Origin of the sequence: Sphaerotilus sp. (assembly GCF_031429695.1) — a bacterium.
In the GTDB taxonomy this organism is placed as follows: Bacteria; Pseudomonadota; Gammaproteobacteria; order Burkholderiales; family Burkholderiaceae_C; genus Sphaerotilus.
Window position 1 is genome coordinate 34,568 of the sequence record NZ_JANPAB010000025.1, and the last position, 14,656, is coordinate 49,223.

13 protein-coding genes are annotated in these 14,656 nt (G+C 60.8%); 9 read left to right on the forward strand and 4 right to left on the reverse strand.

The features are described from left to right. Positions 1–4: 4 nt before the first annotated feature. From RMP06_RS05115 to RMP06_RS05130, 4 genes are all read right to left on the reverse strand, one after another. The gene (locus RMP06_RS05115) at positions 5–487 is read right to left on the reverse strand and encodes a class I SAM-dependent methyltransferase (RefSeq protein ID WP_310460694.1); all 483 of its coding nucleotides are present in this window, start codon (positions 485–487) and stop codon (positions 5–7) included. Next, positions 484–1,260 (reverse strand): DUF5672 family protein, encoded by a 777-nt coding sequence (locus tag RMP06_RS05120; protein WP_310460695.1) that lies wholly within the window; start codon positions 1,258–1,260, stop codon positions 484–486. The genes RMP06_RS05115 and RMP06_RS05120 overlap by 4 nt, the downstream gene beginning before the upstream one ends. 9 nt (positions 1,261–1,269) lie before the next feature. Then, positions 1,270–3,219, reverse strand: coding sequence for an O-linked N-acetylglucosamine transferase, SPINDLY family protein (locus RMP06_RS05125; protein WP_310460696.1), 1,950 nt, complete (start codon positions 3,217–3,219; stop codon positions 1,270–1,272). A 190-nt stretch (positions 3,220–3,409) separates the two neighbouring features. Further along, positions 3,410–5,470 carry a hypothetical protein gene (locus tag RMP06_RS05130; protein WP_310460697.1) on the reverse strand — a complete coding sequence of 687 codons (2,061 nt, stop codon included), beginning with the start codon at positions 5,468–5,470 and terminating at the stop codon, positions 3,410–3,412. A 7-nt stretch (positions 5,471–5,477) separates the two neighbouring features. Between RMP06_RS05130 and RMP06_RS05135 the strand changes: the two genes are divergently transcribed. The 9 genes from RMP06_RS05135 (at position 5,478) to RMP06_RS05175 (ending at position 14,639) form a co-directional block, all read left to right on the forward strand. Then, entirely contained in the window at positions 5,478–5,639 is a 162-nt protein-coding gene (locus tag RMP06_RS05135; protein WP_310460698.1) for a hypothetical protein, read from the forward strand. A 477-nt stretch (positions 5,640–6,116) separates the two neighbouring features. Continuing rightward, positions 6,117–7,106 carry an EpsD family peptidyl-prolyl cis-trans isomerase gene (locus RMP06_RS05140; protein ID WP_310460699.1) on the forward strand — a complete coding sequence of 330 codons (990 nt, stop codon included), beginning with the start codon at positions 6,117–6,119 and terminating at the stop codon, positions 7,104–7,106. A gap of 3 nt (positions 7,107–7,109) precedes the next feature. Next, positions 7,110–7,955, forward strand: a complete 846-nt coding sequence (gene epsE, locus RMP06_RS05145; RefSeq protein ID WP_310460700.1) for a polysaccharide export protein EpsE — start codon at positions 7,110–7,112, stop codon at positions 7,953–7,955. Between the two features lie 79 nt (positions 7,956–8,034). Then, positions 8,035–9,459 (forward strand): chain length determinant protein EpsF, encoded by a 1,425-nt coding sequence (gene epsF / locus RMP06_RS05150; RefSeq protein WP_310460701.1) that lies wholly within the window; start codon positions 8,035–8,037, stop codon positions 9,457–9,459. Between the two features lie 42 nt (positions 9,460–9,501). Further along, on the forward strand, positions 9,502–10,425 hold the full coding sequence (locus RMP06_RS05155; RefSeq protein WP_310460702.1) for a polysaccharide biosynthesis tyrosine autokinase: 924 nt from the start codon (positions 9,502–9,504) through the stop codon (positions 10,423–10,425). A 9-nt stretch (positions 10,426–10,434) separates the two neighbouring features. Next, the gene (gene xrtB, locus RMP06_RS05160; protein WP_310460703.1) at positions 10,435–11,328 is read left to right on the forward strand and encodes an exosortase B; all 894 of its coding nucleotides are present in this window, start codon (positions 10,435–10,437) and stop codon (positions 11,326–11,328) included. 19 nt (positions 11,329–11,347) lie between these two features. Further along, positions 11,348–12,031: an exosortase-associated protein EpsI, B-type gene (gene epsI, locus RMP06_RS05165; RefSeq protein WP_310460704.1), complete on the forward strand. Its 684-nt coding sequence runs from the start codon at positions 11,348–11,350 to the stop codon at positions 12,029–12,031. Between the two features lie 8 nt (positions 12,032–12,039). Further along, positions 12,040–13,320, forward strand: a complete 1,281-nt coding sequence (locus RMP06_RS05170) for a lipopolysaccharide biosynthesis protein (RefSeq protein WP_310460705.1) — start codon at positions 12,040–12,042, stop codon at positions 13,318–13,320. After that, the gene (locus RMP06_RS05175; RefSeq protein ID WP_310460706.1) at positions 13,302–14,639 is read left to right on the forward strand and encodes an O-antigen ligase family protein; all 1,338 of its coding nucleotides are present in this window, start codon (positions 13,302–13,304) and stop codon (positions 14,637–14,639) included. The genes RMP06_RS05170 and RMP06_RS05175 overlap by 19 nt, the downstream gene beginning before the upstream one ends. The last annotated feature ends 17 nt before the right edge of the window (positions 14,640–14,656 follow it).

Consider the following 14,656-nt stretch of genomic DNA (forward strand, 5'->3'; position numbering starts at 1 on the left):
CTGTTCAGACCTTGCGCAGCAGGCTCAGCAGATGCGGCCCGCGCCATTCCTGGCTGACGATCTCGAAACTGCCCTTGAACCCGTAGACCGACGCCCAGCGCAACTGGTTGTCGAAATACAGCGGGAAGGTTTCTTCGGTGATGAAATTGATGTGCGTCGGATCCCGGAATACCGCCGCATGGGGGTAAGCCGGCGTGAACGACATGAAGACACCACCGGGTTTGAGCACGCGGTGGATTTCGTTCATGACCTCGACGAAGGCATTTCTGCGCTGTGGCGCATAAATCAGGCGCGGAATATGTTCGAGAAAGTCATGTGCTGTCACATACTCGAAAGAGTTGTCCGGAAACGGAATCGGCTCGACCACCAGATCCGCCTTGACGATGTGCGCCTCGGCGTCATCGCGCACATCGACGCCGTAGACCTCCTGCGCATTGAATGGATTCTTCGGCTGCAGGCCGCAGCCCAGGTCCAGGGATTTGCTCATCGTGGTTCCTCAGGGGAAGAGACAGAGTGGCCGGCGGACGGCGGCGGCATCCGGAAAAACCGGGTCCAGAATTCGGGGTTGTATTTCCACCAGGCGTGCCCACCCATCGGCGGCACGCCATTGACGGCGTGGTAGTGCTCGGGCGCCAGCTCCCAGGCGAACAGCGAGGCCACCCGCTCGTTGGGCAGCACGAACGCGGTCGACAGCAGGCCCATCACGGCGAAGTACAGGTCTTCGCTGGAGCCGCTCAGGCGGAAATGCTCGGCCGCCAGCGGAAACTCGCGCAGCAGCGCCTGGCACGCGCGCACCCGGCGCAGGCTCAGCCCGCCGTTGCCCACCAGCGCCCGCACGGTCTTGGCGTTGCCGCCCTCGAAGCGGTCGAGGTTCACCTTCACCTGCAGGCCCTGCGGCCAGGGCGCGCCGACGTAGTCGTAGGGCAGGCTTGCCCAGTGGTCCAGGTCATCGCGCAGCAGCACCGCGTCCGTCTGCAGGATCAGCAGGAATTCATGTGCGGCGTAGCGCTCGTAGAACCCGGGATCCAGCAACAGCAGGTTGTAGCCGCGGATCGAGCCAAAGTAGCTCGGCGCGTAGCCGTGGAAACCGATGCCGGGATAGCGCCGGGCGTAATACCCCAGGTCCAGCCCTTGCGGCCCGATGAAGACCACGTCGCGCCCCTTCTCGGCGAGGAGCGGCAGCGAGTGGTCCAGCGAGAACTGCTCCAGCGCCGACAGCACGGGCTGGTAGATGGGCACCAGAACAACGGTGTGCGACACGGCCGGACCTCAGGCCGACAGGGCCGGTGCGCTCAGCGCGTCCCGCGCACCGCCGAGCTGCGACTGGCGCCACATGGCGATGTAGGCGGTCTCCAGATGGCGGGTGAATCCGTCGACGTCGAACAGCGCACCGCCTTGACGCCGGTCACCCAGACGCGCCCGCAGGGCAGCAAGTCGGGCCGGATCACGGGCCAGTGCAAGAGCAAGCTGCTCGTAGTCGGCCACCGAGTGCGTGACCAGCTCGGGCAACCCTGCCGCATGCAGCAGACTGCCGGCCACCCGCGATGGAAAGGATTGCCCCGAACACGTCAGCACCGGCAGCCCCGCCAGCAGCGCATCGGCCGCGGTGCTGTGGGCGTTGTAGGGATGGGTGTCGAGGAACAGGTCGGCCAGCCGGTAGCGGGCAAGATGGTCCTCGACCCGCGGCACACGCTGGGCGAAGACCAGGCGGTCGGGGTCGACACCCGCCGCCCGCGCACTGGCGCGCAGGTTGGTCTGCGAACGCTCGCTGCGCGACATCAGCCACAGCACGCTGCCCGGCACCTGCAGCAGCAGCCGCATCCACACGGCAAAGACCGCCGGCAGGATCTTGTAGTCATGGTTGAACGAGCAGAACACCACGCCCGTCGGCGGCAGGCCGCAGTCGGCGCGGCTCGGTGTGGCTTCGGAGATCTGCAGGCCGGAGGCGGGGGGCAGGTAGGCGTCCGGCAGGTACACCACCCGCTCGTCGTAGAACGGCCAGTGGTCGGGCGGCACCACGTGGCGGTCGGCCAGGATGTAGTCCATGCAGGCCAGCCCCATCGTGCCCGGATAGCCGAGGAAGTTGACCTGCACCGGCGCCGGACGCCATGTGAAGATCTCGGCGCGCGAATCGGCGGTGTAGCCCGCCAGATCCACCACGATGTCGATCTCCTGCGTGCGCAACAGCGTCGCGATCTGCACGGCGGTCATCTGCCGGGCATCGATGAACTGATCGAACGCACGGGTCATGCGTTCACGCAGGCGGCTGCCGTCGTCCACGCCGAGCGAGATGCCGGTGGTCTCGAATCGCGTCTTGTCGTGGCGCTCGAAGATACCGGCCATCAGGTGGCCGACCGGGTGCTCGCGCAGGTCCGGTGAGACATAGGCAATGCGGATCCGGTCGTGGCGGTAACGTTCTCCGGTCCACAGCGGCGTGGCAGCGACGGGGTAACGCTGCTGTGCGAACAGCCGGGCGCAGCGCTGGTGGTCTTCCGCGGAATCCGAGATGGCCATCAGACCCAGTGACTTGCTGCTGCGCTGGCCGGCGCGCACGCCGTCGATCACCTGCTGCGACAAGGCCTCGAAGCCGCTCCAGTCGCAGCCCTGCAGCTTCTCGTGGCAGAGCATGCCGAGGGCGTAGTCGTGGTGCGGTGCCAGGCGCACCAGGTGCTCCAGCAAGGCCACCGCCTCCTCGCCGCGCTTGAACTCCGTCAGCAAGGTGGCGGCGTTGGCCAGGGCGAGCACGTTGTCGGGCTGCAGCGCGAGCACCTGCTGGAAGCGGGTCAGCGCCGCCACATGCTGCTGCAGGTCGCGCAGCAGCACGCCGCTGTTGATCAGGGCATCCGCGAAGTCTGGCTTGAGGTCGATCGCGCACTGGTAGCTGCGCAGGGCGTCGTCACGGCGCCCGACGTTGACCAGCACCGTGGCGTGGGCGAACCAGAGCGGCGGGAAATTCACGACCGCCTTCACCGCGCGCTCCAGCAACTCCAGTGCGGCGGCGGTGTCTTGCCGCCGCAGCCAGATCACGGCCAGCGAATACAGCGCCACCGGATCGGCCGGCAGCTGGGTCAGGTAGTGCCGCAGCAGTTGTTCCGCCGCGTCCACATGCCCCTGGTTCTGCAGCTCGATCGCCCGGATCAGCACCGAACGGTCCACCGTCGGGGTCACGGTCGACGTGTCGACAGAGGCGCGGGGCGTGGCGGTTGGCACCATGGTCATAACAGCTCGGGCAGGCGCCGTGCCCGCGCTGAAACCAGAGGACACGACTGGGGATCGGTACCGGCATGGTTGCAGCAATCCCTGGCCTGACATGGCGAAAAGCGCCGGACTGGGCCGGCGCATTTCCGCGCATCAAGTCCGCGCGGACCTGATGCGCTGCCCTTGCGGGAGCAGGACAGTCAGCCCTGGATCAGATGATCGGCTGCTGGCGCAGCAGTTCCTCCAGCGCCTGGGCCGAGGCCTGCGCAGCCAGGAGTCCGCCATCCAGCATCGGTGTCTGCGTGGCAGCCACCACGGCAGCACCATCAGCCAAGGGAGCTTCCGGGGCGGCGACCAGCAGGTCCGACGCCATGGTCGGCCCTTGTCCATCCGTCACCGGTGCCGTGTCTGACTTGGCGAACCAGACGTCGGCCATCTGGTGGGTCTGCCCATCGGCGGTTTCGTAGCGCGAGGACAGCGCGATGACGTTGCCGTTGTCCAGTTCGCTCCCGGCCTGGGTCGTCAGATCCATCGACACGATGCCCAGATCCGCCAGGGTCTTCAACTCGCCGGCATCGGCGATCCCGTCCGAGTTGGCGTCGACCCAGACCTTGAGTTCGCCGAAGTGCACATCTGCGGCATCCAGCTTGCCGTCGTGGTTGGAATCCAGCGACCGCAGTGCGCTGTAGCCATCACCTGCCCGCTCGCCAGAGGCCAGTTGGGTGGCTGTGCCGAACAACTCGCGGCCGTCGTTGATCCGCCCGTCGCCGTTGATGTCCCGGACCAGCAAGCCATCGCCCGAGGACACCCAGCCCACCTGGTGCGCCACTCCCGTGGCGCCCAGGTCGAAGTGGACGCCGTGCGAAGCAGCCAGCGTGCGGATGCCGTTGCCGTCCAGATCGAGCACGATCGGGGTCACCAGCGGCAGTGCATCGATCTGAGCAGCAGACATCACCGCGATATCCGCCGCCTCGAACGCGGAAGCCTGCATGGTGTTGAGCGCGTGGATGTCCGCCGTCTCCAGGACCAGCACCTGCGCCGTGGTCAACGCGATGATTTGCGCCGTGGTGAAGGCGGAGACATGCGCGGTGTTGAAGGCCACGATGTCGGCGGTCGTCAGGGCCTGAATGTGCGCCGTGCTGAACGCCGCCACCTGGGCAGTACCCAAGGCGTTGATCTGGGATGTCGTGAAGACGTGGACGTCCGCTGTATTCAGCGCACGAATCTGGGTGGCGGTCAGCGCATGGACATCCGCGGTTTCCATCGCCAGCACCTGGGCGGTGGTCAGCGCCGCCACCTGTGCCGTGGTCAGCGCCCCGATCTGGCTGGTGCTGAGCGCCACGATGTCGGCGGTGTTCAGCGCGCGGATGGCCGCCGTGCCCAGTGCCACGAGGTCACGCGTCTCCAGCGCCAGGATCTGCGCCGTGCCCAGTGCGGCGATCTGCGTGGTCGTGAAGGCCGCCACCTGCGTGCTGCTCAGCGCGGCGATGTCGGCCGTCTCCAGTGCCCGGATGGCCGCCGTGCCCAGCGCCACCAGGTCGCGTGTCTCCAGCACCCCGATCTGCGCCGTCGTCAGCGCGGCGATCTGTGCCGTGCCGAACGCCGCCAGCTGGCTGCTGCCCAGCGCCACGATGTCGGCCGTCTCCAGCGCGGCGATCTGGCCTGTCGTCAGCGCCGCCACTTGCGCCGTCGTGAGGGCCGCGACCTGCGCCGTGCTGAGCACCGCGATGTCGGCGGTGTTCAGCGCGCGGATGGCCGCCGTGCCCAGTGCCACCAGGTCACGCGTCTCCAGCGCCAGGATCTGCGCCGTGCCCAGTGCGGCGATCTGCGTGGTCGTGAACGCCGCCACCTGCGTGCTGCTCAGCGCGGCGATGTCGGCCGTCTCCAGTGCCCGGATGGCCGCCGTGCCCAGCGCCACCAGGTCGCGTGTCTCCAGCACCCCGATCTGCGCCGTCGTCAGCGCCGCGATCTGCGCCGTGCCGAACGCCGCCAGCTGGCTGCTGCCCAGCGCCACGATGTCGGCCGTCTCCAGCGCGGCGATCTGGCCTGTCGTCAGCGCCGCCACTTGCGCCGTCGTGAGGGCGCCGACCTGGGCCGTGCTCAGGGCTTGCAACTGCACGGTGGACAACGAACGCAGCCCCGTCGTGGTGAAGGCAGCGACATTGCTGGTGGACAGTACAGCAAGATCTGCAGTCTGCATGGCCGCGATCTGACTGGTGGTCAGCGCCGCGATCTGAGCGGTGCTTGCGCTGGCCCATTCGGTCGTGGACAACGCAGCGATGGTCGTGGTCGACAGCCCAGCAAAGGTTGCAGTGGATGTGATGGAAGAGACGGTCGACATGGTGCGGTGCCTTGGTAAGAGTGCCGAGGTGGAAGCTGACGTCGGAGACCACATCACCGCTTCCTCTTGTGGCGGTATCGACACCGGGTTGCGGAACTGAAGCCATCCGCCTCCCCTTGACGCCCCGCCAGCCTCAACAGCACATGCCAAGCCTTTCTCCAATACCTGTCAGGAAGCGCATCCGCCCAAAGTACAGGGCGAGCGCAAGAACTTTCATAATTTTCACATGCGGCCAACGCTTCTCGGCGTCAATTCGATCCGAATTCGTTTGCCGACATCGCGCTCTGGAGCGCTTCGCCAATACCTTCTGTAAATGTGAATTTCGTGGCACTTTTCTGCTGACCGATAGTTATCGGGCGATGGCTCACCACCTGAAACTCAGTCGTGAAAGCCTGCCGTGCAGACTTAACGTGCCGACCGGGAATGAGCGGCGCCCCTGCAACCCGGGGAAGCAAACCACCACGGCCAACCGCTAAACTGCGACCGGTTTTACCCGTTTATCACCCCTTTCATTGCGAGTGCCGGCCAGTACGCAAATCGGATTCGGCAATCCACTCGCCTCCGGAGTATGCAAGTCATGAAGTTGCCCCTGTTCAGTTCCACCGCCTGTCTGCGTGCCTCGCTCGCTCTGGGCGTGATCGCCACTGCCACCCTGCTCGTCGCCTGCGGCGGGGGTGAAGGCGACAAGAAAGGCTCCAGCCAAGTGGCAGCCAAGGTGAACTCCGGCGAGATCTCCGTGCACCAGGTGAACTTCGTGCTGCAGCGTCAGCAGGGTCTGAAGCCCGAGCAGGCGCAGGCCGTGGGCCGGCGTGTGCTGGAAGGCCTTGTGGACCAGGAACTCGCCGTCCAGCAGGCCATCGAGCAGAAGCTCGACCGCGACCCCCGCATCGTCTCTGCCATCGAAGCGGCTCGCCGGGACATCCTGGCACGTGCCTATGCCGACCGCATCGCCGAGGCAGCCGCTGCGCCGACGCCTGAAGACATCAAGGCCTACTACGACAGCAAGCCGGCCCTGTTCTCCAAGCGCCGCATCTACGGTCTGCAGGAGTTCAACATCGAGGCCAACGCCAACCAGAAGGCGGCACTGCAGGCCAAGATTCCGACCCTGCGCAGTGCCGAGGAACTCGCGGGCGCGCTCAAGGCCACCAGCATCCGATTCGCCGCGCGCAACGTGTCGCAGGCCCCGGAAAACATTCCGATGGGTTTCCTCGACCAGCTCGCCAAGCTCAGCGAAGGCCAGTGGGTCGTGGTCGCGACGCCAACCGGCCTGAACGCCGCGCTGGTCGCCTCGGCCAAGTCCGCACCGGTGACGGAAGAGGCCGCCAAGAAAGCGATCGAACAGTTCCTTCTGAGCGATCGCAAGCGCAAACTGGTCACTGACGGCATCAAGGCGCTGCGTGGATCTGCCAAGATCGAGTACGTCGGTCAGTTCGCTGCAGCCGCATCGGCCTCTGCCGACACCGGCAGCGCTGTCGAAGCACCGACCGTGGCACCGACGCCGCCAGCCGGCGCTTCCGATGCGCTGGACGCCTCCGCCCTCCAAAAAGGTCTTTCGGGCCTGAAGTAACACATGATGCTCACGCTAAACACCACCTCGTCCCTCTCCGCACGCCTGCTCCGGCGTGTGCTGTTCGCCTTTCTGACCCTGATGGCGCCGATGCTGTCCTGGGCCCAGGTGTCCGACGCCCAGCGTGACTACGTGCTGGGTGCGGGCGACGTGATCCGCGTGAGCGTCTACCAGAATGCCGACCTGACGCTGGAAACCCGCGTCGCCGAAAGCGGCAGCATCAGTTTCCCGCTGCTCGGCCAGATCAAGCTCGGCGGCCTGTCGGTGCCCAAGGCCGAGAAGGTCATCGCCGACGGCCTGCGCAACGGCAACTTCGTGCGCCAGCCGCAGGTGAGCATCCTGGTCACCCAGGTCCGCGGCAACCAGGCCTCGGTGCTGGGCATGGTCAACCGCCCGGGTCGCTATCCGATCGAGCTGACCGGCATGCGCCTGAGCGAGCTGCTCGCCACCGCAGGTGGCGTCGCCACGGGCGGCAGCGACCTGGTCACGCTCAGCGGCATGCGTGACAACCGCGCCTTCCGCGTGGTGATCGATCTGCCGAACCTGTTCGCAGCGTCGACCAAGGCCAACGACCCGGTGATCGTCAATGGCGACACGGTCTACGTCGACCGCATGCCGATGGTCTACATCTACGGTGAAGTGCAGCGCCCGGGTGCCATGCGCCTCGAACGCGACATGACCGTCATCCAGGCACTGGCAACGGGGGGCGGTCTGACGCAGCGCGGCACGGAAAAAGGGCTGCGCGTCCATCGTCGCAATGCGGATGGCAAAGTCGAGATCCTGCAGCCCGGCATGAACGACCCGATGAAGGACGGCGACGTGATCTACGTCCGCGAGAGCCTGTTCTGACCTTGCTTCATTGCTGCGGGGACGGCCGTGCGTGCATGGCGTCCCCGCAGCGCCAACAACAACCCGGGTGCGATCCAACATGACCTTTGCGCAACTCCTGTCGATCCTGAAAGCACGCTGGATTTCAGCGATCGTGGTGGCGCTGCTGACGATCGGTGCCACCATTGCCGCCAGCCTGCTGATGCCCAAGAACTACACGGCGACGGCGTCGGTGTTGCTGGACGTTCGTTCCCCGGATCCGATCGTCGGCATGCCGATGAACGGCATGGCCTCGCCCTCCTACATGGCCACGCAGGTCGACATCCTGACCAGCGACCGGGTCGCTCAGCGCGTGGTGCAGAAACTGCACCTGAACGAGAATCAGGAGATGCGCAAGCGCTGGAATGAAGAGACAGGCGGCAAGGGTAGTTTCGAAGCCTGGATCGCCAACATTTTCCAGAAAAAACTCGACGTCAAACCGTCCCGGGAAAGCAACGTCATCCACGTCAGCTATACCAATGCCGACCCACGTTTTGCCAGTGCACTGGCCAATACCTTTGTGCAGGCCTACATCGACACCAGCATCGGACTGCGCGCATCACCAGCCAAGCAGTACAACGAATTCTTCGATGCCCGAGGCAAGGAATTGCGCGAAGCGGTTGAGCGTGCCCAGGAGAAACTCTCGACATTCCAGAAAGCCAATGGACTGACCGGCGCCGATGAGCGCTTCGACATCGAGACCCAGCGGCTCAATGAACTGAATACCCAACTGGTCACCCTGCAGGCCATCGCCGCGGAATCGTCGAGTCGCTCCGCACAAGTCCGGACTTCAGGTGATCAGATGCAGGAGGTCATCAACAACAGCCTGGTTTCATCGCTGCGCTCCGATCTGACGCGACAGGAAGCCAAGCTGACCGAGATGAACGCCAAGTTCGGCGACGCCCACCCGCTGGTGCAGGAACTGCGCGCCAACATTGGCGAGCTGCGCCAGCGCATCGAAGGCGAAACTCGCCGCGTCACCGGCGGTGTCGGTGTCACAGGCTCGATCAATCGGCAGCGCGAGGCCGAAACACGGGCCGCACTGGACACACAACGCAACAAGATCCTGCGCCTGAAAGCACTGCGCGACGAAGCCGTGGTGATGCAGCGGGAAGTGGAAACCTCTCAACGCGCCTACGACCAGGTCACCCAGCGTCTGAACCAGACCAGCCTCGAAAGCCAGCTGAACCAGACGAACATATCGGTGCTGTCGCCAGCGGATGAGCCGACCGAGCACTCATCGCCCAAGATCGTGCTCAATATCCTGGTGAGTGTGTTCGTTGGCACTTTGCTCGGGGTCAGCTTCGCAATCCTGAGAGAGTTGACGGACCGCCGTGTCCGCACACTGGACGACCTAACCTCCGGTCTGGATGTCGCCGTACTGGGCATGATTCCCAAGCCGCTGCGTTCGAGCCTGTCCGGACGCAATTCGCCAATGGTATTACCCAGCAATATCCTGAAGCGGCTGCCGAAGCAGGGCATCTGATCGCCTGACACACTCTTCGACAGCGCTGACCGAGATCTCAACATGACCATTGCCGCCCAGACGACTCCGAAAGGTATTCATCATGACCGGAACAGTTCGATGAATGCAGACGATGTGCACAGCACCCTCGATCAGGACCGCAGCATCGGCGACATCATCCGCGAGACAAAAAGCCTGACCCAGGAGCAGGTCAACCAGATTCTGGAGTATCAGCGCGCCAACAACCTCCGCTTCGGAGAGTCGGCGGTCAAACTTGGGCTGGTGTCCGACTCCGACATCGTCTTTGCGCTGAGCCAGCAGTTCAACTACCCGTACGCACCGGAAAGCCGGCGTGCCAATCACCGTGAGCTGGTCGCGGCGGCACAACCTTTCGGCAAGCAGGCCGAAGCGTTTCGGGCGATTCGCAGCCAGCTGATGATGCGCATCTTCAGCCCGCAGGAGCCCAAACGGGCACTGGCAGTGACGAGCCCGGAAGGCGGCGACGGCAAGACATTCCTGGTAGCCAATCTGGGCGTTGTACTGGCCCAGTTGGGTGGTCGTACCCTGATCGTCGATGCGAATCTGCGCAATCCCCGCCTGCATGAGTTGTTCGATCTCCCCAATACATCCGGACTGACAGGCATTCTCAGCGGACGCCAGGAAGAAAACGTCATCTACCAAGCACCGGATATTCCAAGCTTGTTTGTGATGCCCGTCGGCGTCATTCCACCCAACCCGCTCGAACTGCTGGAGCGTCCGGCCTTCCGCCTGCTGATGAGCGAATTGCTCCGGAAATTCGACCATGTGGTGGTCGATACCCCAGCAAGTTCACTCGGCAGTGACGCGCTGGTGATCGCTGCGCGCAGTGGTGCTGCCATGACACTGGCCAGAAAAAACAAGACCCGCGTGAAGCAGCTCCATGATCTCGTCGGCCAGCTGAGCGAAACCACGGCCAAGCTGACAGGCGTCATCGTCAACGAGTTCTGAACTGCGGACATGGAATTGACCTACACGAACAAGTCCGGCCGCACCGGACACCCCAACAGCACAATCGGCAATTTCGTGCCTTGGTTGATCGCCATTGCCGGTCTTCTGGCCATGTATGGCCCGACTTTCTGGGATCTCTTCCACGGGCTGTGGGCCGGCGATCAGCAAGGCCACGGTCCAATCGTGCTCGCCATTTCCATCTGGTTGCTTTGGCAAAAACGGAATGAATTGGATACGCTACCGGTCCAGCCAAAACCCATTGCAGGCTGGTCTTTGCTCGCCTTCGGTCTGGTGCTGTATCTGGTCGGCAGATCGCAGAATATTCTGATATTCGAGGTCGGTTCCATCGTCTTTGTGACAGCCAGCATGCTGCTTCTCTTGAGCGGTTCTTCTGCCTTGAAGCTGATGTGGTTCCCCCTGTTTTTCATGGCATTCATGGTCCCATTGCCTGGGTTATTTGTCGACGCGCTCACGCAGCCAATGAAGATGGCTGTATCGTATGTCGCCGAATTCGTTCTGTACCATCTTGGCTACCCCATCAGTCGTAGCGGCGTGATCCTGCAGATTGGTCAATATCAATTACTGGTGGCAGACGCCTGTGCAGGTCTAAATACCCTGTTCACACTCGAAGCACTCGGGTTGCTGTATCTCAATCTCGTCCGACACCAGTCGGCCATGAGAAATATTCTGCTGGCGATTTTCATCGTCCCGATCAGTTTCACAGCAAACGTGATCCGCGTGATCGTACTCACCTTGATCACCTACCATTTTGGCGATGCAGCCGGACAAGGGTTTCTGCACGGATTCGCCGGCATGGTCCTGTTCCTCGCCGCGCTGACGCTGATCATTGCATCGGACGGTCTGTTGCGCATGATCGTGCCGAACCGGCAGCCTGAATACTGAATCTAGGCGAGATCCATCCATGAACAAGCGATCCCTCACTGCCGTCGTCGCTGTGATATTGATGTCCATCACGGCGGCCTCGGCCAACTATGTACGGCCGACGCACCATTTTTCCGACACCCGCGGGGATCGAAAACTGGCTCAGATCGTTCCAGCGAAATTCGGCAATTGGCAGCAACAGGACCTCACCGGCAACATCGTCAACCCGCAGCAGCAGCAATTGCTCGACGAGTTGTATTCAGAGCAAGTCAACCGAACCTATGTATCCGACCAAGGCTACAGGATTATGTTGTCCATTGCTTATGGCAAAAACCAGAATGATTCGTTCCAGGTTCATTTGCCGGAAATATGCTATCCAGCGCAAGGATTTCAGGTCCTGACCAACAATCATACTACCGTCGACACGGCGTATGGCGGGATACCGGCCAAGCAGCTAAAAACAACCTACCAGTCCCAGCGGGTCGAGCCAGTTACTTACTGGACGACCATTGGGAACTACGCCGTCAAGTCAGGCACGGACAAGAAGCTGAAAGAAATACAGTATGCGATGGAAGGTCAGATTGCCGATGGTCTGCTGTTCCGGGTGTCCAGCATCGATCCAGACCTGTCTCGGGCCTTTGCCGCCCAGAAACAGTTCATCTCGACCATGATGGCCTCGCTTTCTGCAGAAGACCGCCTGCGCCTGGCTGGCCTCACCAGGTAACTTGTTACATGGCAATCAATTGGCGCAAAGCCGCCAAGGTTGGCACCTCGATATTTGACCAAGCATGGCTGAGTGGCATCAGTCTGTTGATTTCTCTCATCTTTGTCCGGGAACTGTCAAAGGACGAGTTCGGGCTCTACGTTCTGCTCCTCAATACCTCGCTATTTTTCCAAGGAATCGGCGGAGCGCTGCTGTCGGCCCCGTACACCACCATTTATCCGCGCACGCACGGCGACAACCAACGTGCGGTTGTGGATGTCTATACCCGCGGGACACTTGCATTCGCGCTAGTGTCAGCCTTGCTCGCTTTCTTGGGGTACGTGATCTATGGAACCGCGTCGCATGATTCGCTGATGACCCTAGCGACAGGGGCCGGTTTCGCAGTCTGTATTCTGGGCTCTGTCTCGAAAGACAATATTAGGGTATTCAACTACTCGCAGAACAATCCAACTGCAGCGCTGAAAAACAATCTTGTCTACGGCGGGCTACTGATCAGCAGCATTTTTCTGATGCTGCTGACAAAAACGGTATCCGCTGCAAGCGTGCTAATGGTGATCGGGATCTCCAGTGCCCTCGTGAGCATGCCGCGTCTGCTGAAATCCGGCATACAGATCGCACCGATGGCCGGAGGTACAACAGCGCGCAGTCGCCAGTTGCTGGGCGAATTCTGGGCCTGCGGTCGCTGGGCAGTACTGGGTTCATTCGTAACCTTCCTGACCAGCAATACCTATCCCTATATCGCCGCAATCAGTTTCAGCAAATCCGAAGTTGCCGACATTTCGGTGGCACGATTGCTTTCGATGCCCATCGCACTGATCGGTGCAGCTTGGTTTAATTTAATGCGCTCCCGATTATCCCAATGGGCGGCGGAGCACCAATATGAAAAACTGGACTCGACCGTCCAGAATTCGGTAGTTGCAGCAACTACGCTGTCAGTGCTTGTCGGCATCGTGGTCTACTTTTTCGGCGATCTGATCCGATTCCTATTCGGTGACAAATATGCCAATCTCAAAATGCTGACGCTCCTGTGGACCGCACAGACAGGACTGGCGTTCATCAAGGGCATCTACGCGGCCACGCTCATGACCGGCGACACGGGTTTCAAGGATCTCAGCCGCATTGGCGTTATCACGTTGGCGGCGACTGTTGCCGTGATGCTCATCGCCAGTGCAACGCCCTATTCAGGATCGATCGTGCTGGCGCTGGCTTTTCTGGAAGTCATTCAGATTGCCTTGATCAGGCGCAAGCGATTTCACATGCAGGTACAGCGATGCCCAGCCTTCAACTAATTTTCCAGATCATCGCTGGCCTTGGGCCCTATTTTTCTGTTGCCATACTGCTTGCAGTTTTTCTGGGATTGTTTCTGCCCTGGGGAGTCATGCACCCGCAGAAATGGCTGTACTTCTATATCTTCAGCATAGCTTTTTTTGCTTTTGGTGGAACTGACCCGGACGGTAGTGGCAGCCTGTTCAAGCAGGGGACCTGGGGGATCTTGTATATACTCTGTTTCATTAGCATCTACAGGCCACGAAAGGAAAAATATTTACCTGTCATTCATTTTCCTATGGAACTATTGATTCTCTATGGATTCATATTCATTTCAATCGGATGGTCAGACTACAAGCTCAGTTCATTCAAACGCTACATATTGCTCATCGGTCTTCTATTAATTGCCGTACTCTCCACGAAAATATCAATTTCGGAGAAGTCGTTCGTCAAAATTCTGACCAGACCGCTTGCCATCTTCATGCTGGGCGGCGCAGTCATCGCTGCAGCACTGCCGACCTTAGCATTCGACAGTGATGGAGCGTTGCGCGCTTATACCTCCCACAAGAACACCTGGGGACAGTTCATGCTGCTGTGTTCGATTATTTTTTTCAACAAATTCTTGTCCCGTGACAACAGGAAACTGTACCTGCCGCTACTCGTAATTTCATTGGCCATGCTGTACATGTCGAAAAGTGCGACCAGCCTATTGGCGTTCATTTTTTCGTCATTATGCGTCATACTGTTACAAAGCTTATCCAGCAAAAATATGACAGGCAAGTTGCTCGTACTGGCCCTTGTATTGGCAAGTGCGGTATCCACCCTTGTTTACTCTATCTTGCACGGCCACCTGCCATTCAATGATTTGATCGAACTGGTGTTCAAGGCAACGGACAAGTCCACGACGCTTACCGGTCGTACATTTCTCTGGAAACTAATGGGTGCAGAAATAGAACGCCACCCTTGGTTTGGAACAGGCTTCGGCGGATTCTGGGTTGGTCTGGAAGGTGCTGCGGGCGCGCTGGTGAAACGACTCGATTGGGGCCCACCCACTCAGGCCCATAGCGGCTATATTGATGCAGTCAATGAAATCGGCTTTATAGGCATGGCAATAATTATGGTTGTACTTATGTCACACATATATCGGTGCTGCATTTTATACAAAATAAGTCCGCGAGATAATTTTCCACTGCACATCTCAATAGTCATAAGCACCTTGATTGTAAATTACGCCGAGTCATCTCTAATCCAAGGAACAAATATATCATGGATAATACTTACATGCTCCATCATTGAGGTATTCAATCGAGTTCATGCGAAAAAATTTAATCACATCAAATGAATTTAAATACCAATGCA